Source organism: Mucilaginibacter sp. CSA2-8R (genome assembly GCF_038806765.1).
GTDB lineage: Bacteria > Bacteroidota > Bacteroidia > Sphingobacteriales > Sphingobacteriaceae > Mucilaginibacter.
Map to the genome: position 1 here is coordinate 983152 of NZ_CP152389.1, position 18986 is coordinate 1002137.

21 protein-coding genes are annotated in these 18986 nt (G+C 45.8%); 4 read left to right on the top strand and 17 right to left on the bottom strand.

The genetic code is table 11. The features are described from left to right. Window positions 1–159 precede the first annotated feature (159 nt). Together AAGR14_RS04250 and AAGR14_RS04255 are read left to right on the top strand one after the other, a co-directional pair. Window positions 160–408: a hypothetical protein gene (locus AAGR14_RS04250; protein ID WP_342647360.1), complete on the top strand. Its 249-nt coding sequence runs from the start codon at window positions 160–162 to the stop codon at window positions 406–408. A gap of 3 nt (window positions 409–411) precedes the next feature. Further along, complete coding sequence (locus tag AAGR14_RS04255; protein ID WP_342647361.1) at window positions 412–1251, top strand: SOS response-associated peptidase family protein; 840 nt, start codon at window positions 412–414, stop codon at window positions 1249–1251. Between the two features lie 60 nt (window positions 1252–1311). On the opposite strand, the gene AAGR14_RS04260 is transcribed toward AAGR14_RS04255, so the two are convergent. The 16 genes from AAGR14_RS04260 to AAGR14_RS04335 form a co-directional block, all read right to left on the bottom strand. After that, entirely contained in the window at window positions 1312–2079 is a 768-nt protein-coding gene (locus tag AAGR14_RS04260; RefSeq protein ID WP_342647362.1) for a hypothetical protein, read from the bottom strand. A gap of 64 nt (window positions 2080–2143) precedes the next feature. After that, complete coding sequence (traM, locus tag AAGR14_RS04265; RefSeq protein WP_342647363.1) at window positions 2144–3274, bottom strand: conjugative transposon protein TraM; 1131 nt, start codon at window positions 3272–3274, stop codon at window positions 2144–2146. Window positions 3275–3280: 6 nt separating this feature from the next. Next, window positions 3281–3622 (bottom strand): hypothetical protein, encoded by a 342-nt coding sequence (locus AAGR14_RS04270; protein WP_342647364.1) that lies wholly within the window; start codon window positions 3620–3622, stop codon window positions 3281–3283. A 2-nt stretch (window positions 3623–3624) separates the two neighbouring features. Next, window positions 3625–4242: a conjugative transposon protein TraK gene (gene traK / locus AAGR14_RS04275; protein WP_342647365.1), complete on the bottom strand. Its 618-nt coding sequence runs from the start codon at window positions 4240–4242 to the stop codon at window positions 3625–3627. A gap of 18 nt (window positions 4243–4260) precedes the next feature. Continuing rightward, window positions 4261–5472, bottom strand: a complete 1212-nt coding sequence (gene traJ / locus AAGR14_RS04280; RefSeq protein ID WP_342647366.1) for a conjugative transposon protein TraJ — start codon at window positions 5470–5472, stop codon at window positions 4261–4263. A gap of 11 nt (window positions 5473–5483) precedes the next feature. After that, a complete protein-coding gene (locus AAGR14_RS04285) occupies window positions 5484–6131 on the bottom strand; it encodes a TerB family tellurite resistance protein (RefSeq protein WP_342647367.1) in 648 nt (215 codons plus the stop codon). 9 nt (window positions 6132–6140) lie between these two features. Further along, the gene (locus AAGR14_RS04290) at window positions 6141–6818 is read right to left on the bottom strand and encodes a hypothetical protein (RefSeq protein ID WP_342647368.1); all 678 of its coding nucleotides are present in this window, start codon (window positions 6816–6818) and stop codon (window positions 6141–6143) included. Between the two features lie 4 nt (window positions 6819–6822). Beyond that, entirely contained in the window at window positions 6823–7506 is a 684-nt protein-coding gene (locus AAGR14_RS04295; RefSeq protein ID WP_342647369.1) for a conjugal transfer protein TraI, read from the bottom strand. Between the two features lie 64 nt (window positions 7507–7570). Beyond that, the gene (locus AAGR14_RS04300; RefSeq protein ID WP_342647370.1) at window positions 7571–7936 is read right to left on the bottom strand and encodes a hypothetical protein; all 366 of its coding nucleotides are present in this window, start codon (window positions 7934–7936) and stop codon (window positions 7571–7573) included. Between the two features lie 7 nt (window positions 7937–7943). Further along, window positions 7944–10433: a TraG family conjugative transposon ATPase gene (locus AAGR14_RS04305; protein WP_342648727.1), complete on the bottom strand. Its 2490-nt coding sequence runs from the start codon at window positions 10431–10433 to the stop codon at window positions 7944–7946. A 2-nt stretch (window positions 10434–10435) separates the two neighbouring features. Then, window positions 10436–10750, bottom strand: coding sequence for a DUF4133 domain-containing protein (locus tag AAGR14_RS04310; RefSeq protein WP_342647371.1), 315 nt, complete (start codon window positions 10748–10750; stop codon window positions 10436–10438). An 11-nt stretch (window positions 10751–10761) separates the two neighbouring features. Continuing rightward, complete coding sequence (locus AAGR14_RS04315) at window positions 10762–11052, bottom strand: DUF4134 domain-containing protein (RefSeq protein ID WP_342648728.1); 291 nt, start codon at window positions 11050–11052, stop codon at window positions 10762–10764. 85 nt (window positions 11053–11137) lie between these two features. Further along, window positions 11138–11743 carry a hypothetical protein gene (locus AAGR14_RS04320; protein ID WP_342647372.1) on the bottom strand — a complete coding sequence of 202 codons (606 nt, stop codon included), beginning with the start codon at window positions 11741–11743 and terminating at the stop codon, window positions 11138–11140. Window positions 11744–11823: 80 nt separating this feature from the next. Beyond that, a complete protein-coding gene (locus AAGR14_RS04325) occupies window positions 11824–12690 on the bottom strand; it encodes an RteC domain-containing protein (RefSeq protein WP_342647373.1) in 867 nt (288 codons plus the stop codon). Window positions 12691–12694: 4 nt separating this feature from the next. Next, window positions 12695–13813 (bottom strand): hypothetical protein, encoded by a 1119-nt coding sequence (locus tag AAGR14_RS04330; RefSeq protein WP_342647374.1) that lies wholly within the window; start codon window positions 13811–13813, stop codon window positions 12695–12697. A 16-nt stretch (window positions 13814–13829) separates the two neighbouring features. Beyond that, the gene (locus AAGR14_RS04335; protein WP_342647375.1) at window positions 13830–14021 is read right to left on the bottom strand and encodes a hypothetical protein; all 192 of its coding nucleotides are present in this window, start codon (window positions 14019–14021) and stop codon (window positions 13830–13832) included. Between the two features lie 158 nt (window positions 14022–14179). Between AAGR14_RS04335 and AAGR14_RS04340 the strand changes: the two genes are divergently transcribed. After that, a complete protein-coding gene (locus AAGR14_RS04340; RefSeq protein ID WP_342647376.1) occupies window positions 14180–15211 on the top strand; it encodes a histidine kinase in 1032 nt (343 codons plus the stop codon). Further along, window positions 15205–15927, top strand: coding sequence for a LytTR family DNA-binding domain-containing protein (locus tag AAGR14_RS04345; protein WP_342647377.1), 723 nt, complete (start codon window positions 15205–15207; stop codon window positions 15925–15927). The genes AAGR14_RS04340 and AAGR14_RS04345 overlap by 7 nt, the downstream gene beginning before the upstream one ends. Here AAGR14_RS04345 and AAGR14_RS04350 read toward each other — a convergent pair. Beyond that, window positions 15924–18971 carry a lantibiotic dehydratase gene (locus tag AAGR14_RS04350; RefSeq protein WP_342647378.1) on the bottom strand — a complete coding sequence of 1016 codons (3048 nt, stop codon included), beginning with the start codon at window positions 18969–18971 and terminating at the stop codon, window positions 15924–15926. The two genes, AAGR14_RS04345 and AAGR14_RS04350, sit on opposite strands and share 4 nt — an antisense overlap. Between the last annotated feature and the right edge of the window lie 15 nt (window positions 18972–18986).

Below are 18986 nucleotides of genomic sequence, written 5' to 3' on the forward strand. Positions count from 1 at the left end.
AACAAAGCATATTTGAAATATTTTTGCGCAAGGTGTTCGTGCGACCGAATAAAGTGCTGACAGCAAATCCTATAGGATGTGTGATCTACGGTTGCACTTTTAATACTGAACCATGGACGATCTTTTATATCTGGAATAAATAATTTAATTTTAAAAAACGTGAGAGCGGTAGAACCAACATTTGAGGTCATTTTAGACAACATACCCGTGATCGTGACCGAAGCAGCGATCGGGAACAGACGGGTCTTTCACTGTCAGTACAGCGATGAGCGGAAAGCATTGACCCTCACGGTAGGAATAGATCTTAAAGACAAAAAGTTCTGGACCTCTGTACCGGAGGGGCGGCAGGATGAGGCAGAAAAAGTTGGCAAATTAATTGCGGCATTCATTAAAAGTAAAAAAGCATAGGTCATGTGTTATTACAACGGACAGCGCGTAACTAGGGCGGAATACATCGAATTAAAGGGGCTGGCAAAAGAGGTCAGGAAGTACAATTTCCTGAATACGGGCGTTCATAATGGGTTTAATTATGCGCCATGTGCGATACTGGTCGCTTCAGAAGATGGCAAAGATTTCGACATCGTCCAGGCGGAATGGGGCTATGTTCCCGGCTATATCAAGACCCGGGCCGAAGCGAACATTTTCCGTGCAAAATACACTACGCTAAACTTCAGATCGGAGAATCTTTATACAAAAGAAGACGGTAAGCGCTCTATGTGGGCTGATGCGGCCAAGAACCGTCGCTGCCTGGTATTGTCGAGTGGTATCGTTGAGTCGAGGCACGTACCGAAGATCGGCAAAAAAGGACAGGAACTTAAAGAACAGATCAAGTACCCGTACCAGGTGACCGTCAAAGACCATGAATACTTTTTTATGCCTGGTCTATACAATGAGTGGTTAGACCCGGAGACCGGGCAATTTGTGAATACAGTTGCATTTGGGATCACAGATTCCAATACGATCATGTCACAGATCCATAACTCCAAAAAGCGGATGCCAACGATCCTGACGGAAGATCTGGCGTGGGAATGGCTGATGGAAAAGCCGGGCGAAGAACGCCTGTCACAGATCGCCCGTACGCAGATCCCATCGCGAATGCTTGACTTCTGCACCGTAGACCGCGATTATCGCACTTCGGGAGAAGCCACTCCGTTAGCATATCCTGAGTTGGGAGCGATCGTTCTTACCTTCGTTGACACGGAAGAATTGTCGTTCAACTACTGGCCCGAAATGCAAACTGTCAAGGCGTGATCAAACTTAGATAATTGAAGATCAAGGAACGGGCTACTCAAAGCCCGTTCCTTCATTTGATCAGACACCCAGTCCTTTTTTACGCGTCTGCTTTTTTACAGGCAGGTCCTCTTTTGCCTGCTCGCTTTGCGACTTCTTATTAATTTTCGATTCAGGTTCCAACAGTGCTTCCCGTTTGATCTTTTTCATGCTGTCATCGTAGAGGTCGATCGTTTTGAACTGCGGATTGGCGGCGATGAAGTATTTGGTATCCTTGCCATCTGCTGTCACAGTAATCTGCTGTACATTCCCTTTTTTTAGAGAGCGCAATAAGTTTTCCTGGCTTTGCGGGTTCTCCATTTCTTTGATCCCGACACCGCTGATCACTTTCTTAACATCGAAGCCATAGTTCTCGTGATAGTGTTTAAGCTTCATATTGCCTTTATCGTTCAGGTTATCTTTGTCTAAAGCAACCCAGGCCTGGTATTTTTGGCCTTCCAGGTTATACAGTTGTTTGTGAACTGAACGGCCTTCCATTAAGTTAAAGGCTTCTTTTGCGGTTATGCCGCTGCCTTTATTGATGTAAAAACTCTGTTTCAGGTCTTTGGCCGGATCATTCTGATGCGGGATATTTGCATCATACTTGTTAAAAAAATACATTTCATGATCATTACCTGCTTTAAAATGCAGCGTGTAATCAATTGTTTTCTGGTTGAACTCATGACGGGTCTGAAGATCGAACTCCGGTGATTTGGCCCCGATCTGTTTTTCCAAATCGCCGTTTAAGCTTTCGCCGAACCCCAGGTTCAGCAAGCTTTTCTTTAAAAATTCTGCGTTCTCGGTATTCATAATTACTCGTTTTATGATTAAAAATTGATTGATTTCGTTCTCGCACATAAGCGATGGGGCTGTGCTATTTATTGATCTTCAGTAGTACAGGAAATTGATCGTCTAACTTCACCTTGATCTTCCTGATCTTTTTGCTGAATAGACCTTTTGCCGCGTTTATGCCACCTGCTGCTGCCTGGGAAGCGATCGATTGATCCATACTCATGATCTGCATATTTTGTAACGCACTATTGGCATTAGCGCCAACCTCTGCACTTAGTTCCGCTTCCGGTGCAGGGAGGCCGGGCATACCATCCAGGCTATAGATGATCAGATCTACTGGCACGATCTGCTGATCTATGCGAATGTTGCTGATGCGTACGATCAGCCTTTGATTCGTAATTTGCCCTGTTCCATAAACCTCTTGTCCCACAGGAAACAGCTGGCCTTTGAGCGTAACGCTTTCTGTCAGTTTTAATTTAACTGCTCCGCCGTCACGCACTTTTTGCTTGCCATCTATCGTCGCAGCGATCGCTTTGAAAGGCTTTTCCGGCTTGTTCACCGTTTTCTTTTCCGTAACGCTTTCCGGGTTTTGGATATTTTGGATCTGTGTTAGCATTCTGCTTAACTGTTTCATTTCAGGATCAGCCCCGGCACCTGTGTTGTTCATGCTTTTCATCATCTTCGAAAGCCGTTTAACATCGGCATCTGTTTCGGGTATTGATGAACCGCCACCTGCATATCTGGTCTGTTCCGGCTGGTTGATCTGGCTATTTATCTGTGCAAGCTTAGCTTTGATCTGCACCTCACTGGCTTCTGCACTGTTTGTAGTGGCATCCGATGTTACGCTGGTGTTCAGCTTTACCGATGAGTTTCCTCTGGGTAATTTTGTGCCATTTAAACCTAAGGCCTCTGTAAACGCTGGACTGATCCCATCGGCATTTAATCCGACCGAATCCTTTTTAGCATTTTGATAAACACCCATTTTGTCTTTCTCTTGCTCGTCTTTGAATTGCGCCTGAGGCAAGGTGGTGTTCAACCCGTTCGCCGGGTTGTTTGCGTCGAAATTGCTTTGTTGTCGCCCACCACCTAAGGCCCAAAAAGCCATCAGTAGAAAGGGAATAATGAGTACAGGTATCATCACCATGAACTTGCGTTGTTTTAAGAAATCCGGTGTATGCAGCGGCAGTTGACCGCTTTTAGCTGTTACTTCCATGATCTGTTATTTTATCGTTAGAGAATCGGTGAATTGTTTTTGGCCGTGTTGCGGTTCAGGCAGATCTGACGGCCTGCCGATGTGAACCGCGCTATACGGTACCTTGCTTTGTTTTGAAAGGGCATCAGATGGTCCACTAAGGGTGGTTAGTAACCAGATCGTTAAGGCCAACATAATCAAACCTAACATCCATTTTTGCCGCCTCTTGGAAAATCCATTGAACCAGACGTTGATCGTTATTGCCAAACGTTTTTGCAAATGGAGGATACCGTTAGCAATGGCCACTGCCGCCCGATCTGATGCCTGGTTTTGGTTGGCACGGGTATGTTGATCTTTAAAAAACTTCATGGCTATGGTCGTTGAATGGTCGTATCTTTATTGGCTATTGTTTCCCATTGCTGGATAAGGAAGCCGTGTGGGTTGTTATCCGAACGCGTGACATTCCTTAGATAGCCCTGGGTGATCAAACTCCGGTTTACCGTGGAAGTGGACCGGATCAGTTTTTGCGTCGCATAACATTTGAAATAGTATGGGTACTGGTCAATGTCCAAACGGACGCTGTCGACAACGACCTGCTGAGAGATATTACCGGAGATCAGATTATTGTAATAGCTTTTCTCTTTCAAGTCATTGTACTGGTTCTTTGCACTCTCATCAGCCAGGTAAAGCGCTTTACTGATGTTGGCGTTGATCACTTTCTCATCCGGGTCAAGCGTGAAAAAGTAATGGTGAAACATGCTGATGTGATCTTTAGCCTCCACCGGAATGTTATCTTTCCGATCCGCGGCAAATGCTTCCAAGGCTTTGCCGTTAGCCAAAATATAGATATGCCGGCCAGCCATATCGGCGGCCTGATAGCTTTTGTACATGGCAAAGCAAGAGATCACCATACACGCTGCGATCAGCAGGTAGGTAAATATTTTGACGTGTTTAAAAGCTGTTTCGATGTTTTTGAGATGTGTGAACATGATCGTTGATGTTTAAGTTTAAGATCCTTGTTTACCTGCAATGCGTTGCGACTGGAGGTCATTCGCTGTGGGTGAAGCATTCTGCCCATTATTTTGATAGCCATCTGCAAAGTGACCAGGTGCATTGATCAGATTGACCGCACCGGTAGCCATGCGGCTACCTAGAGCTGACCCAGCCTGTATAGACGTATTGGATGCCATGCTGACCATCGAATTGACCTTTTGAAGTAAGCCATTGCCGCCACCGGCATTCACAATGTAATTGGCTACGCTCGGTACCGTGAAATAACCGATAATACCGATGATCAGGAATATGAGGTAGGCCGTGTCGGTCGAACTGAAGAACGTATCACCCGCAGTTTGTACCTGCGAAATATCCAGCTTCAGCATGTTTTCCTCAACTTTTCCGATGATAGCCCCGAAGATGTTAGACACTGGTAGCCATAAGAAAACATTGATGTATTTGGCCAGCCAAACGGTCAACGTATGTTGGAACCCATCAAAGACAGCGAGGCCAAAAACTATCGGCCCTAAAATGGCGAGGATGATCAGGTAAAACGTTCGGATGGTATTAATACAAAGTGCGGCTGCTTCAAAGAGAACCTGCAAAACTTCACTCATCCATTGTTTGACCGTATTGCGGAAATTATAGGACGCCTTCGCCATTGCAAACTTTACGTCATTCCCAACGCTGGCAAACATCCCTTCGTCTTCACCTGTAGGATCGTCCGGGTGCGTGTATTTATACCATTTATCCCGGTCACCATCTCCATCTGAACCCACATACATCTGCCAGGTATCTGTTTTTTCTACTGCATCTTGTTTCGCTTTTAACAGTGCTGCTATGGCCGCATCAGAATTCTTGACCATATTGCCTGTTGCGTTTACCGTGGGCTGCATGATCCCATTGACCACCGCGATCACGGTCGGGAATAACAGAATGGCTAAACCCAATCCGAAAGGTCTTAAGAGCGGGTAAAAGTCAATTGGCTCTGCGCTGGCGATCTGCCGCCATACACGACTACCGATATAACCTAAGGCACCAAATCCCGCGATGGCCCTTCCGACACCGACCAGTTGGCTGCACATCGGCAGCATGTCGTTATAAACTTCGTTGAGCGTGCCTTGTAAACCCTGTATGTCGCCCGCCAACCCCTCGGCTTTGGAAAGTCCGGGCAAAGCGATAGCCGTAACCGCGATCATCGCGGCTATCCAATGTTTCTTTTTCATATAAATTTAGATTAGTTGTTTATCCCGTAAAGTTGCTTGACCGTTTTGACCTGGCCCATTTCTTTGGTTCGTTGTAAGCTAAGCATGGTGCCTTGACGGTTGAAATGGCGAAGGAATTGCAGTTTATCATTACTGCCGGTGTAGATCCGATCAATGGCTTTGATCCGTTCGTCATCGCTCATCCGTAGCTTGGTCGCCGTGAGGACGTTGGCCAGATCGCTTAGATCATTAAGGCTTTGTTTGACCAAATGCGCGTAAACGCTGCCCATGTAATTCAGTTCTTTTGGATTGAAACTCCCGCTTTTTTTAAATCTGGCGAAGGCTGTCTTATACTCCTTGAGTAAACTGGCTTGCTGGCTTACTATTTCCGCAACCCGCCCATAGTTCCGAACCACGGGACTGACCTGTAAGAGGCCATTCAGGTAGACGCCATGCAAACTAAGGTTCCCTTTAGCTAAAGAAGATACGGTACCATACCCTTGCTCGTAGATCTGGTAGCCGGTCTTCATATTGGCCAGAATACTTTTCAACTGGGTCAGCTTCTCCATATTCAATAATAATTGCTGCATTTCCTGGCCCTGCGCATTGGCCGTTTTCGAAAAGCTGATCGAAATAAATAGCAAAACCGTAGTGGCTGATTTGATGATGTGCTTTTTCATAATGCTCAGTTAATGATGATCGCCATAAATCGCCCTGATCGCCTGATCATCCCGAAAAGCTTGTTGGTGTTGGAGGCTGTATCTTTGTAATTGGCCAATAAAGCTGGAAGTGAAGCGGTAATTATCCTGCATGGCGGTATAGATCTGGTCAAGCCTGCTGATCCGTTCCTCGTCATTCATTTGCAGTTTCCCATCTTTGAGCAGCTCATGCAATAAGGATAACTGGTGCTCACAATCAGCTAACAGCGCCTTTTTGACCTTTTGGAAGTAAACCTTTTGTTCGAGTGTAAGCTCACCGTTTTGAGCGATTCGGGCAAACTTGCCCAACATCTCATTTTGCCAGGTCATGATCTGATTCACTTGCGGGCTATTCTTCACTACCGGGTTGACAGCGCTTCGCTTTGAATAATATTCATTGTGCAGCTCAAATTCCTGGCCAAGCGCACCGGTGATCGTGGCTAAGCCGTTGTGCGCAATATTGTAACCCTGTTTGACGTAACTGGAATACATATGTAGTGCAGCGATCTGTTCCAAAATGTATTTTTTCTGGGTTTTCTTTTGAGAGAACCATTCGGCAATTGTTTGCGCATCCGCATGAGCGGACAGCAAAGCTGCTGCTGAGGTCAGGAGCGTATACGTTAGCAAAACCTTACTTTTAAGGCTGATCTGATCGGCCTTATGCTTCATATCTTTAATTGATCCCATACCATTTTTTGATTGATCTAGTATCTGCTAAATCGCGGCTGCGTTGTAGAATGATACTGATGTTTTGGTTATTGAATTGCTTTAGATCGTTATAGTTCTCGTCCAGCTGATCGCCGGCCTTGTCGATCAGTTCCAAACGTTGCTGATCTGTCATTTGCGTTTTAAAGCCATTGATGACCATTAAGATCTGATCCAAATTTTGCATACTGGCTTTCAGAATCCCACTGTACACATTTTCCATGTAGCTCAATTCTTCCGGCCTGAAATGCTTATCCTGTTTGAACAAGGTCCAGGCGCGGTGGTACTGCTGTACCAATGCGGCCTGTTTGAGTGTTACGTCTTTGATCCGTTGGTAGTAAGCAATGGTCGATTTGATCTTCCAGAGTTCGGTGTAGTAATCGCTGTAAAGCTTTTTCTGCTGATCTGTCCAAGCTGATATCTCGGTGAGCTTCAATTTAGAAAGCTGGTTCTCAATCACCTTTTGGGCGTTTTGCAACCAAATGGTTTTATTCTGCATTCGCTGAACTTTCAGATCGATCGCTTTAATAACCTTTGTGACCGTTATCTTGATAACCTCGGTCACGACAAATTGTGCTTTTGCCTTATTTGTTAAGGTGATCGATAGCAGCAATGCAAGCCACACGGTGATCATTATCTTGATTTTTTTCATAATACCTCCTTGTTACTAAATGAGATCGGTGTGTTGTAAAAAGATCAACCAAATACCCAAGGCCTTAGAGACGCGTAAATTTTGATGCTTTGAGTTGGAATGCCTGATCATTAGGAAGAAGAAGAAGCTGCCGTCCATAATCCGTTTCGGATAACATTCGAGTTCTCTCGTTCCATGTCGCTTTCCAGGTTTTAACTTTGAATTCCTTTGGTGACCGCTTTTTGTTGTGTATACGATTAAAACCGGTCTTTAATGTGACTCGATAGATCTGATCTGGAATTATGGTTTGGACTATCAAAGTATCGTATGCAATGCTGTATTCGCTTTGTCCTTCGTGCACATATTTGCCTGTAATTAATTTGACAGACCTGTTGTTGCATGCTGCAAGAGCCGCTATTAGCAATAGCATTGAAATGAGTGATCTTTTCATGATGATTTTATGCTGCCTGTTCTAATTCTTCCCGTACGATAGCTGCAATACCGCGCTGTATACTGCCGTATTTTTTCGCGTAGGCGTGTACTTTTGCTTTTTCCGAAGATTCGGTGGTATAGGTCCAATATTCTTCCCGGCTCACCTCAGTGCGGTAGACTTTAGAAAGCTGGCCATTCAGGCTGATGAAAACTTCTTTGTACTTTAAGCTTTCATCGTTGTTCCTGTTCATACTCATGATCAGCGCGGTTTCCTTATCCGTTATACCTAAGAGCTGCTGAATTTTAGGAAAGTCATTTTGGTATTTACGCTGGTCAAGCAGAATCTTACAGTCACTGTTGTTGATGATCGCTTGCTTTACCACGGGAGAGCTTATAATGTCTTCAATATCTTGGGTGACCACCAGCGCCTCCCCAAAATACTTCCGCACTGTTTTGAACAAGTACTTGATATACTCGGCCATTCCTTCACGCGCGATGGCTTTCCAGGCCTCTTCGATCAGAATCATCTTACGGGTAGCTTTATCAAGCTTTCGCATTTTAGAGACGAACGTTTCCATGATGATGAGCGTTACGACCGGAAACAAAATGGGATGATCTTTAATGTTATCCAGTTCAAATACAATAAACCGTTTTTGCAGGAGGTTCAAATTTTCCTTCGCGTTCAGCAGGTAAGCGTATTCGCCACCTCTAAAAAATGGTTTCAGCACAAAGAGCAGGTTATCGATATCAAAACGATGGTCCTTTACTTTGGATCGCTTCATCGTCTCGTAGAAATCACCCGCCAAAAACTCGTAGAAAGTGTCGAAACACGGGAAAGTATCAGGCTGCTCCTTTAACTTTTCGTAATAGTGATACAAAGCATCAGAGATAGCTACATATTCTGAACGCTGTACACCTTCGTCCTCTTTTTTCCAGAGCGCAAGGATCATCGCTTTGATGCTTTCCTTTTTTTCGGTATCCAGGTGATCGCCTTCCGGAATATAGAAGGGGTTGAAGCTGATCGGATCCTGTTCTGTGTAGGTAAAGTAGTATCCCCCAACAAATTCACATAAGCCCTGGTAGCTATGACCCACATCCACCAAAACGATATGCGCGCCCTGCTCAAAATAACTACGTAACAAGTGATTGGTAAAGAATGACTTGCCGCTGCCTGACGGACCTAAAATAAACTTATTACGATTTGTGGTGATCCCTTTGCTCATCGGGTCATCGCTGATGTCCACATGAACCGGATTACCCGAAAGTCGATCACCTAACCGCAATCCACAAGGACTTAAACTTGAGCGGTAGTTCGTTTCCAGATTAAGAAAACAAGAGGCTTGTTCGACGAATGTATCAAAGGAATCATTCATAGGGAAAGTTGCTTCATTGCCCGGCAACCCAGCCCACCAGATCTGTGCAGCACCGTCTGTTTCCTGTTTAGGCTGTGCATCCATTTGCGCTAAGGATGAACTGACCCTGTTTTTCAGGTCCTTTAGATCGGCAGGGTCATCTGTCCAGGCCAGAATATTAAAATGAGCTTTTACCGGTAAACGCTGCTGGCTGATGGCTTCATTCAAAAAGTCATGCGTGGCATCCCGGCCGATCGCATTTTCCCGCGAGTAGGCGGATAGCGATTGTAAGCGCAATTTTTTAGCCTCCAGTTTTCTCAAAGTTTGCTGACTGTCTTCGATAAAGATGTACTGGTTATACAAATGGTTGCAGTTCAGCAAACCACCGATCGGTGTGGCGAATCCGGTACTGAATTTTGTCTTGTCAGTACTGTATTTATCGTAAGTGATCCTTGGCCCGCACAAAGGCGGGAGGTCTTCGGCATCACTCAGCGTGTAAAGCTGGCAGTGGTCATCACCGATACGGATCTCGTCCTGGATATGCAAGTCTTTCAAAACCGGAGGCTGATGTTCGTTCAACAGGAAGCAATATTGTTCTAAAGCACCTGTTCGTTTCGCCGTACCTGCCAACTGATCATCATCTAAACGGGTCAGTGAGATCAACCCGCTATCTTCCAACACCTTTACAAATTGCCCGGCACTATCCTGAAATTCATAAAACAGCTCATCACAGGTAGTTTGTACCGGTACAATGCGTTTACGCATCAAGGTACTGACCGCACTGGTGTATTGTTTAAACTTATCCGGCTTTTTCGTCAGGTAGATATGGCAATGGTGATGCAGATAGGCCCGCTCATTAAAGTAGCCTTCACTGGAATGGGAAAGGAATGTTTCTGACACCGCTTTACCATCCTTTGCAAATGCCGCCTGATAGCGGTCGCCTATGAACCAATCCTGCTTATGGAAAATACTGTTCTTTGGCAGGAGCTTGAGCGCTTTGATCCATACCTCGTGGAAAGCATGGTATTCATCGTTCGACAAGGTGAAGATCTCGGGGAGCTTCACTTTGAAACCAAGCGTCATATCGCCCTGCGCTGAGATCAAACAGTTGTGCTCGATCTTATAAATGGGGAAAACTTGTTCCGCTTTGCTGTGTGAGATCATGATCATCGTTTTAACCGTAAGAAAATTTTTCGGGAGCTGAATTTAAGGTGGTTTGGCAGGTAGCGTTTAGCCGCTATTTTCATCAGGCCGTGTTCACCATATTTGTGGCTTAGTTTAAATACCTGATAAAAGAGCAGACTACCTAAAACCGCAGTAATGATCAGACAAATACTGACTGGTACACCCATAATGTACATGGCGGCGAAGAGAATTAGTAAGATGACCAGGCCACCGGCCAGATAGCCGATATACTGCGCTTTCAAACCCTTAAATTCAATCGGCTTATTAATGCCTTTATTGATCTGATAGATTGCCATGGCAGATAGTTTTAAACGCCAAAAAATGATTTTAAAACCGTGGCTACGACCACCAAGAAGATGCAGCTGCCGAACCAGCTGGAAGCTACTTTACCGGTGTCATGTTCACCATCGTTCCATTTTTTGTAAACTTTGATCGCACCTACCAGTCCTACGATAGCGCCGATCGCATACATCAAGCTGGTTCCCGTATCGAAGTAGCTTTTGACCTGTGTAGTAGCTTCCTGAATACCCGCATTTCCATCCTGAGCATAGAGCGGCAAGCCGAGAAACAATGCGCTGAAAAGCATGATCATGCGCATTGATACTAATTTCAAATCCGTAACGATTTTTACTTGTTGATTTTTCATGACGTAATTTTTAAAGTGTTTATAATGAGATCCTTTACTAACTGAGTTGCACGTCTACCTCGGAGACTGAAAAAGGAAGTTTTTCATCGGACAGCTGTAACGTTTGCTGCTTGACCGCAGGCCAGTCGATCGCTTCACCATCCGCGTGATAGGAATCATATTGGATACGAAGCAGCGAAAGGAATTCAGCCTTATCGTCAACCTCCTTAAAAGCATTTATCAATTGGGAAACATCATTTAGTAATGCCTCAGTCGGCCCTCTATCAGTTGTGTTCGCGACCGGGTGAACTTCATTTGCAATGGTTTCCGTTTCCGGTTCGTCATCGATAGCGAAATGCAAGTGATCAGCATCGGAAACAGATACACCATGTTCCTGCTTAGCGACTCCCATGACCTGGTAAGATGTTCCATGGGTTCCGCCTTGGTTAAGCCCGGAGACCTTCTTTCGGTTGGCAATGGCCCGAAGGTCTTTCTGATAGTACCGTAATCCGATATAGAAATAGTAAACGAGGGTAATGATGACGAGGGCAGCGAGGAATTGCTGCCAGGATATTGAAGACAACATAAGCTTTGTTTTAATGATCGCCGCACCATGCGGCGATCTCTTAAGCAAAGGTTGAAGTACCCTGAATTTCTTTTTCACCCCTCGTACATGAGGTAGGTGTTTTTTTTTCTTTAAAGCTGTCGTTTTATAGCTAAATCACAAGAAATGATTGGGTAGGTTTAAAACCTTATCTTTTGTTGGAGAGAGAAATCTTCGTCCATTTTCTCGTCGATCCGCCGGAGTAACGCCAGTTTTAATTTATCCAAAAAGGAGGTCAGTTCCTTTTTGCGGCGGGTGATATCCGTGTATTTATGGTAGTAAGCACCGAGGTCAACGTGGAATGCGGCCTGGAAAAAACTTACTGCGGTTTTGATCTCTGCATTACCATTATTGAATACCCCTAACGCTACCAAAGCGTAGATCAATTCTACCAGATCAGTTTTGTTGGCTGTCCATGTCAATGGGGATTCGAAAGCCGGCTCTTGGGGTTGCTCGTCATGGAGGATGATCCTTTGCAATTCAAGGTTTAAATAATCCTGATATTTTTCGTTAGCAATGATCTTGGAAAGTTTATAATCGTGGCTGGTGGAGTACATTTCATCTTCCTCAAAATCCTCGAGTTCAGCTTGTACGTCAAAGCCCCCACGTGTAAAGTAGATCTCGTCCATCTGCGACGATCCTGAGCGATAATACTGATAAAATGCCTGGTTATGGTCAAAGAAGCGTTTTAGGTCGGCCAGCTCGTAAGTGATATAATCTTTGACGATCTCATCGCCGCCAAGCGGCTTCTGCATGATGAAATTATATACATTTATAAAAAAGATGTACTTACTGTAAAACTGAGGTTTGATCACTTTGAAAAAGTTCATTTCCTCTGGTTTGTCCTCAAAAGCATAGCTGGAAATGTAATTTTTCAATTTGGCCATTGCCTTTTTACATAGCATTATCGACGCACGATATTGTTCTTCTGTGGTATGGACGTTCAGGGGCACTTCATTCAGCTCCCTGTCGAGGGCACCGAATAGGCGTTCAGCAAATACTTTCATGATCCTAGTTTGGGAAAAACATCTTATTGAGCCGGTCGATCATTCGCTGCAGCAGATCTTTGATGGCCGCAGCCGTGAACTGGTCAGTTGCATAATACAATTTATTCATACTACCGTACGAGATCCTTTCCTGGTACTTGCTGCGGAAATGCCGGGTAAAGAACTTCAGGAGGGATGCGATATTCTTGACGGCAAAAACATCTTCCTCGTAGAGTAACCGAAGTAATAGCGCCAGTTGCGCTACGGTAAGCTTAAGTTCGGTCTTGATATACCGGTCCGGCTCATCATCGTTCTTTGAGATGGTATCCGTACGCTTGAACTGTTCCAGCCAGTTGCCGATCAGCTCATCTACTGAGGCCAGTGAAGGATCGTAGCGCATATCCCTGCGTACCGGCAATGAATGAATGATCAATGATTGCTGCTGCAACGCCGCATGTCTTCCGGCCTTATCTGCCTGCACGGTGTTTTGAACGATGCGCTGTTCATACCAGTAACAGAAAACGCCGTAATTGAAATTCAGCTGGAACAAAGCTTCGATAATACTGTAGGTCAGATCCCGGTCGTCGTTGAAGCCGATCGTGACCTCCATCATCTCGAACCATTGATACAGGTATTCCACATGTCCATAGATCATTTTTTTGGAAAGCGTAGAACTGATCAACGTCCCGAGGAAGTCAAGCAAGAGCGTCTTCAGTCCCGGTTCCAGTTCGACCTGCTGCAAGGCCGCGCTCATCCGGTCGGCATCATCCGAGAGTTTAGCGCGGATCTTAGCGGTCATGGCATCCGGGATCTTTCCCTGCTCATCCATATATCGGGAAAAATGATGAATCTGAAAATGCCCTAACGCTAACAATACATCCAGCACAGCAAGCTCATATTCATGTTCCTGTAGGTTGGCCGTATCCACGGTTCGGTAGAGACCGTCTGAAAGTTCCAGGAGCAAACGCTGCTGATAAGAGGTGTAGCGCTTGATGATATGGTCTTTCGCCTGGTCACCCAGGCGGGAAAGCCAGACCCTTTTGATCCGTTCCACCTCTTCAGAGATCTTTCTCAAAAGATCCGGGCCTACGGGAGACTCCGCTATTAACAAGCGCAACGTTTTAAGTTCATCGTTAATGATCATGATCGTAGCTGCTATTCTACCTGTTCTTTTGAGGTGATCCCGGGGAATGGAAATGAGTGCTGCCGCTGACGGTGGTCAGCACGGTGATCGTCGTATTGGTCGGATCGGTCTCAAAAGCAGATGCCGCCTGACCATGGCCTGCCGCATGTCCGTAGCGGTAGATACGTTGTGTTCTCTTTTTTAAGAATTTCGCTGATAACTTGTTCATAATTTAATATTTAGCTAACTTTTAGCTTAAATTACCAGTACAAAGAAGGTACAGAGAATCTGTTACATGAACGACGGGATCACCGGTAAACACAACCGCTTATGATGTTCAACTTACCTAAATCGGATCAGGATAGGTCCTCTCTGTTGTTCATACACATGGGAGGCTGGTTGCTCTTTATCGCTTATGAAGTAGGTTTCATCAGTTTGTCTACCCAAACGCAACTGGCATTGAAAGAGCTGGTCGTTTACTATGCTTTGAATATCACTTTATTCTATGTCCATGCGCTATTGATCATGCCAACGGGCATAGCAAGCAGGAGGCCTTATCTGTGGTTACCTATGCTGATCCTGGCGGAACTTCTGATCTACCTGCTGATCAAGAATCAACTCGACCGCTGGCTTTCGGAACCATCCATCACTGACCGGAGTTCTTACCTGGCCATCAAGCGTTTTCTGGTCTATAATACTTTCAGGGGAATTTATATCTCGGGAATAGCCACATTGTATTGGGCGATCCGCAGGATGATCCGATTTATCCGGATCGCTCATATCAGCGAGACGGAAAAACTCAAAGTGCTCAAAGACAAAGCAGAACTCGAACGCGATCTCATCGAAGCACAGAACGCACATTTACGATTACAGATCAACCCGCACTTCCTTTTCAACACCTTGAACTTCATACATAACACTTATTACAAGACCGCCAGAGAGGCGTCGGAGTGTATCGTACTCCTGGCGGAGATACTTCGCTTTGCACTGGAAGATCAGGATAAGGACGGTAAGATCCTGGTCAGCCATGAAGCAGAACAGATCGTCAATTTTATCGAACTCAACCAGGTACGGTATGACCATACGTTGAACCTGCGGTTCACCACCGATGGTGATCTTCGCCGTAACCGCCTGATCCCGCTCATCCTGCTTACGCTGACCGAGAACGTATTCAAGCATGCTTACCTGAAAGACCAGCAACATCCCGCCACGATCCACCTTTCTATAGACGCTGATCATACGCTGCATTTCCGGACCTGGAATATCAAACGTCAGCAAAGTGCGGTCAAGCGCCTGCGCTCGCTGGGCATTGACAATGTCATCAAGCGGCTTGATCATTATTATCCCGACCAATACCAACTAACCATAAATAACCGAGAAGATACTTATGAATTACACTTGACCGTACACTTATGCTAAGATGCTATATCATTGATGATGAATACCACTCTGTTGAAATATTGATCAGTTACATTGCGCAAACGCCGGGGCTGGAACTGGCAGGGTATGCGACTAATCCGCTGACCGCGCTGAACGACATTACCGGCGTGCACCCGCCGGACGTGACCTTCCTGGACGTCGAGATGCCTGAACTTTCGGGGATGGAAGTGGCCGGTTTGGTAAAGCCTTACACCACGGTGATCTTTACTACTTCCTTCCGTGAATTCGCCGTGGAGGCGTTCGAGAAAGAGGCATTCGATTTCTTGCCGAAACCGATCAGCTATGCGCGTTTCCGGCAATCAATAAGCCGGATCCAACGGGATCAAGAAAAAAAGATCACCTCGCAGCAGCGAGAGTTCTTTTTTGTAAAGTCAGATGTCCGGGGAAAGATGGTCAAGGTCGCGATCAAGGATATCATCTATGTGGAAGGTGCCCAGAACTACATCAAGATACACCTGACCACGGGGAACATGATGCCTTACCTGACGATCAATGAGATCGAGGAATACTTACCCTCAACACAATTTGCCAGGATCCATCAGTCTTTTATCGTAAATAACGAATTCGTCAAGGCTGTAGAACCAGGCCGTGTGATTTTGATCAATGATCATTCCCTGAACATCGGCCGATACTATAAAGATGCTTATCTGAAGAAGATCAAAGGCGATCTGCTCATCTCCAGACGTAAGTACTAAGCGGAACGGCCCCTTGCTAACCTGGAAAGCGAATGTTTGTACAAGCAATGGTAGACCACCAATTCCTGACGCCGCTGGTCATCTACAAATAAACGGTTCAGGTGCATATGTATTAGATCAGCGATCAGGCCTATCCGACGTTCGTGTCCAAAGCGCCTGATCTTTTTGCTGAACCGACGTGCACCATTTGTCAGCTTTTGTTGTTCTTGAAGCAATCCAAGTTTCGCGTAGTGATCAGGCGACGACAAGACCTGCGTTATGTCCGTTCTCAGGTCCCGGTATTTACGGTCCAGGTCTATACGAAGTGATCTCTGGCCGGAAAACTCCGACTGAAAGGTCAACGACATCTGTTCACAAAAGCCGACCCTATCTTTCAGGTCGGGGAGAAATATTTCAAGCAAGTTTTCCACGCTGGAGAAAGCTAAGCTGTGATAACTGACCTCCGTGCGTTTTTGTTGCAACTGGTAAATGTACTTTAAGATCAGCGCACTGCTCAAGCCGGAAAAAACTTCGACCTCATTTATCATATCGGCACCATACCGCTCCAGTTCCCGTCTATAGGTATCTGCCTGGTATTCGCGTATCAGGTGTTGTCCTACGTCTCCGGCAAGAGCTTTTTGGAAGAGGGTCAATACCCGACCCAGGTTACCTTCGTCAACTTTAATGCGGAGACGGATATGATACTGGCTATCCCGGTATCGTACAAAGAACCAGTTGGTCGGTCGATCCGCATTGACCTTCTTCAATAGAGGGGATATCTTTTGGGCGAGCAGATCATTAGCTAAGGACGGCTGACAATAAAGCTTCAGATACAACCACTTACTGCCCAGCAAATAGTTGCGAACGACAAGCTGTCTGCTGGCTTCCGAAGGCGTTCGAACTGTATGATAAATTTGATCGGAACGGTATAAAAAAGCGACGAACTGATCCACCAGACCTTTACCATCTGCACTTACGACCGGTTTTACCGGCAGAAAGAACTCTTGTATGACCGCCGACGTGGAACCTTTCAAACAGTCTCGTAAGAATAAGACGTCCTCGCTTCGGTCGAGATGAAAGACCAGATACTGGTCATGCCGCTTTAACGAGATCACGGCTGGCCAATGCCATTCCTGCCGATAACGATCGAACAATAACAATGTCGCATCTTTTGGGCCGGTGGTGAGTTGCCGGATATCATCAGCGGATAGTGACCAGGTGGCCCGATATAATATCGTATCGCCGAATATTACCCGTGGATAATGACCCATCCCCGGAAAGTATCGCGCCATGTCCAGATCAAAGTTACTGTGAAGGCCCTGATACTGTAGGTCGCAGAGCAATTGAAACGGTGCGAACTCATTGCGGTTATAGTTGTAAGCCGAAGATAATCTCGGTATGATCTGCCGGCCCAGGCGTCTGGATTCCAGCACCAAGCGGCCATTCACGACCGAAAGCAACAGGTCAGAAAGCGGCAGTTGATTTTCCTGCGGCAGAACCGAAGGAGCATTGATAAGTATCTCGTACGGATAGACCGGCAAGCGACGGTTGATATTATCAGCATGCGTATCGGACAATTGTCCTAACTCCGCAAAGATCATCTCAGGGTTCGACTTCTGCTCCAGGGCAGCTGTTTCCTGAGCGATCTGATGCACCTCCGGGCTCCATAGGGTAAAGCGTCCGATCAGTGCGGTGGCAGAAATGCCGCCGGCACTTTCGATATAGAGATGGTCATCTAAGACCCTGAACATCACCGATATTGAGGCGGGCGTAGGGAGTGTGTCACTGAGTCCTTCATTCAGTTCCGCGATATCATCGGGTGTGATGCAGATGATACGATCACCGTCCTTCAAAGCATTCCACTTTCGAAGCAACAGCCGGTGTGCCGCCGTCCATTGGAGGGTGACCGGGCCAGTTGCAGAACGTTCAAAAACGATCTCATTGAGCAGTTCATCACCGATCAGTTGTACACCCGAAGCGGTATAATTGATCCCGGACTCCGGGTCAAGGGCGATCAGTAACGGCACCTTGCGGCGCTCATAACGGGCCTCGAACTGCCGAATAAAATCGTTCAGTCTTTCCGGGCTTGAAGGGAGACTTAATACGCGAAGCGCTTCCAGGGAAGCTTTGATCTGGTCCTGGTATTGGTGATCAAGGCTGCCGCTGATCACCCGCCGCTCCAAACCTGCATAAAAATAATTTTTATAGGAGATATCGCTATTCAGTAATTTTTGAAGTTCCTGATTCAGATCCTGCAAGCGATTAAAATCAACAATGGTCAGATCCTTCATTCTTTCTATTAGATCCTTCAAATTGGACCTCAAAGGCGACCGGGCAAGTGTATTGTTATCAAGTAGTGAGGTCAGATGATCCGGACCGACCAGGTAGGGCCGCTCTAAGTTGACCAAGATCTGTGCATCGGTCAAGAAGCTCAAATACTCTTGTGCCATAGCCAGATCACACTGAATTGTGTCGGTGATCAGCTTGATGATCGCGGAACCTTCAGGACTGATTTGAACACAAAGTTCAATAACCCGATCGACCAGCTTATCTACTTGAAACGAGTCCAGCTCAAAGAGTAACTTACTACTTCCGGAAACCTGTCTGGTTGTCAAAAAACGGTATTCCTTGCCCATCTTGTACAAGGTCGGATTTACACTGAATCGCTGGTCGTCAACTGATCGCTCCTGCAGCAACTTCGCGCCCAGTTGTAAAGCGACCTGCTGGTCTAAATTCAGATGCAGTTGCGCTTGTTCTAAGCTTACTAATTCGATCGACTTATCTTTACCCCATGAACCCACTGAGAAGGATGCGAAAGCGCCAAACGGTGTTGGCCTAAAGGTTAACCTATTGATATATTTATTATAACTCAGTAATTCTTTTGGAGATGTTGTATCGATTGGCTGGTCACTTCGTAAAGTAAAAAATATTGGATTTGCCAATGCGAATGCTACTAGCAAATGAGAATCGTGCTTCCGAGATATATCCGTTGACAGTTTATACCCTTTGTAATCATGAGTTGGGGTTCTGATGAATATTTTTGGATAAACATTGTATTGATACATCGTCTACTTTGTTTC

What these genes read in the sequence shown, in the direction of transcription:
- AAGR14_RS04255 (WP_342647361.1), top strand. Translation starts at nt 412, where the DNA reads ATGTGTTATTACAACGGACAGCGCGTAACTAGGGCGGAATACATCGAA.
- AAGR14_RS04260 (WP_342647362.1), bottom strand. Translation starts at nt 2,079, where the DNA reads ATGAATACCGAGAACGCAGAATTTTTAAAGAAAAGCTTGCTGAACCTG.
- traM (WP_342647363.1), bottom strand. Translation starts at nt 3,274, where the DNA reads ATGGAAGTAACAGCTAAAAGCGGTCAACTGCCGCTGCATACACCGGAT.
- AAGR14_RS04270 (WP_342647364.1), bottom strand. Translation starts at nt 3,622, where the DNA reads ATGAAGTTTTTTAAAGATCAACATACCCGTGCCAACCAAAACCAGGCA.
- traK (WP_342647365.1), bottom strand. Translation starts at nt 4,242, where the DNA reads ATGTTCACACATCTCAAAAACATCGAAACAGCTTTTAAACACGTCAAA.
- traJ (WP_342647366.1), bottom strand. Translation starts at nt 5,472, where the DNA reads ATGAAAAAGAAACATTGGATAGCCGCGATGATCGCGGTTACGGCTATC.
- AAGR14_RS04285 (WP_342647367.1), bottom strand. Translation starts at nt 6,131, where the DNA reads ATGAAAAAGCACATCATCAAATCAGCCACTACGGTTTTGCTATTTATT.
- AAGR14_RS04290 (WP_342647368.1), bottom strand. Translation starts at nt 6,818, where the DNA reads ATGAAGCATAAGGCCGATCAGATCAGCCTTAAAAGTAAGGTTTTGCTA.
- AAGR14_RS04295 (WP_342647369.1), bottom strand. Translation starts at nt 7,506, where the DNA reads ATGAAAAAAATCAAGATAATGATCACCGTGTGGCTTGCATTGCTGCTA.
- AAGR14_RS04300 (WP_342647370.1), bottom strand. Translation starts at nt 7,936, where the DNA reads ATGAAAAGATCACTCATTTCAATGCTATTGCTAATAGCGGCTCTTGCA.
- AAGR14_RS04305 (WP_342648727.1), bottom strand. Translation starts at nt 10,433, where the DNA reads ATGATCTCACACAGCAAAGCGGAACAAGTTTTCCCCATTTATAAGATC.
- AAGR14_RS04310 (WP_342647371.1), bottom strand. Translation starts at nt 10,750, where the DNA reads ATGGCAATCTATCAGATCAATAAAGGCATTAATAAGCCGATTGAATTT.
- AAGR14_RS04315 (WP_342648728.1), bottom strand. Translation starts at nt 11,052, where the DNA reads ATGCGCATGATCATGCTTTTCAGCGCATTGTTTCTCGGCTTGCCGCTC.
- AAGR14_RS04325 (WP_342647373.1), bottom strand. Translation starts at nt 12,690, where the DNA reads ATGAAAGTATTTGCTGAACGCCTATTCGGTGCCCTCGACAGGGAGCTG.
- AAGR14_RS04330 (WP_342647374.1), bottom strand. Translation starts at nt 13,813, where the DNA reads ATGATCATTAACGATGAACTTAAAACGTTGCGCTTGTTAATAGCGGAG.
- AAGR14_RS04335 (WP_342647375.1), bottom strand. Translation starts at nt 14,021, where the DNA reads ATGAACAAGTTATCAGCGAAATTCTTAAAAAAGAGAACACAACGTATC.
- AAGR14_RS04340 (WP_342647376.1), top strand. Translation starts at nt 14,180, where the DNA reads ATGGGAGGCTGGTTGCTCTTTATCGCTTATGAAGTAGGTTTCATCAGT.
- AAGR14_RS04345 (WP_342647377.1), top strand. Translation starts at nt 15,205, where the DNA reads ATGCTAAGATGCTATATCATTGATGATGAATACCACTCTGTTGAAATA.
- AAGR14_RS04350 (WP_342647378.1), bottom strand. Translation starts at nt 18,971, where the DNA reads ATGTATCAATACAATGTTTATCCAAAAATATTCATCAGAACCCCAACT.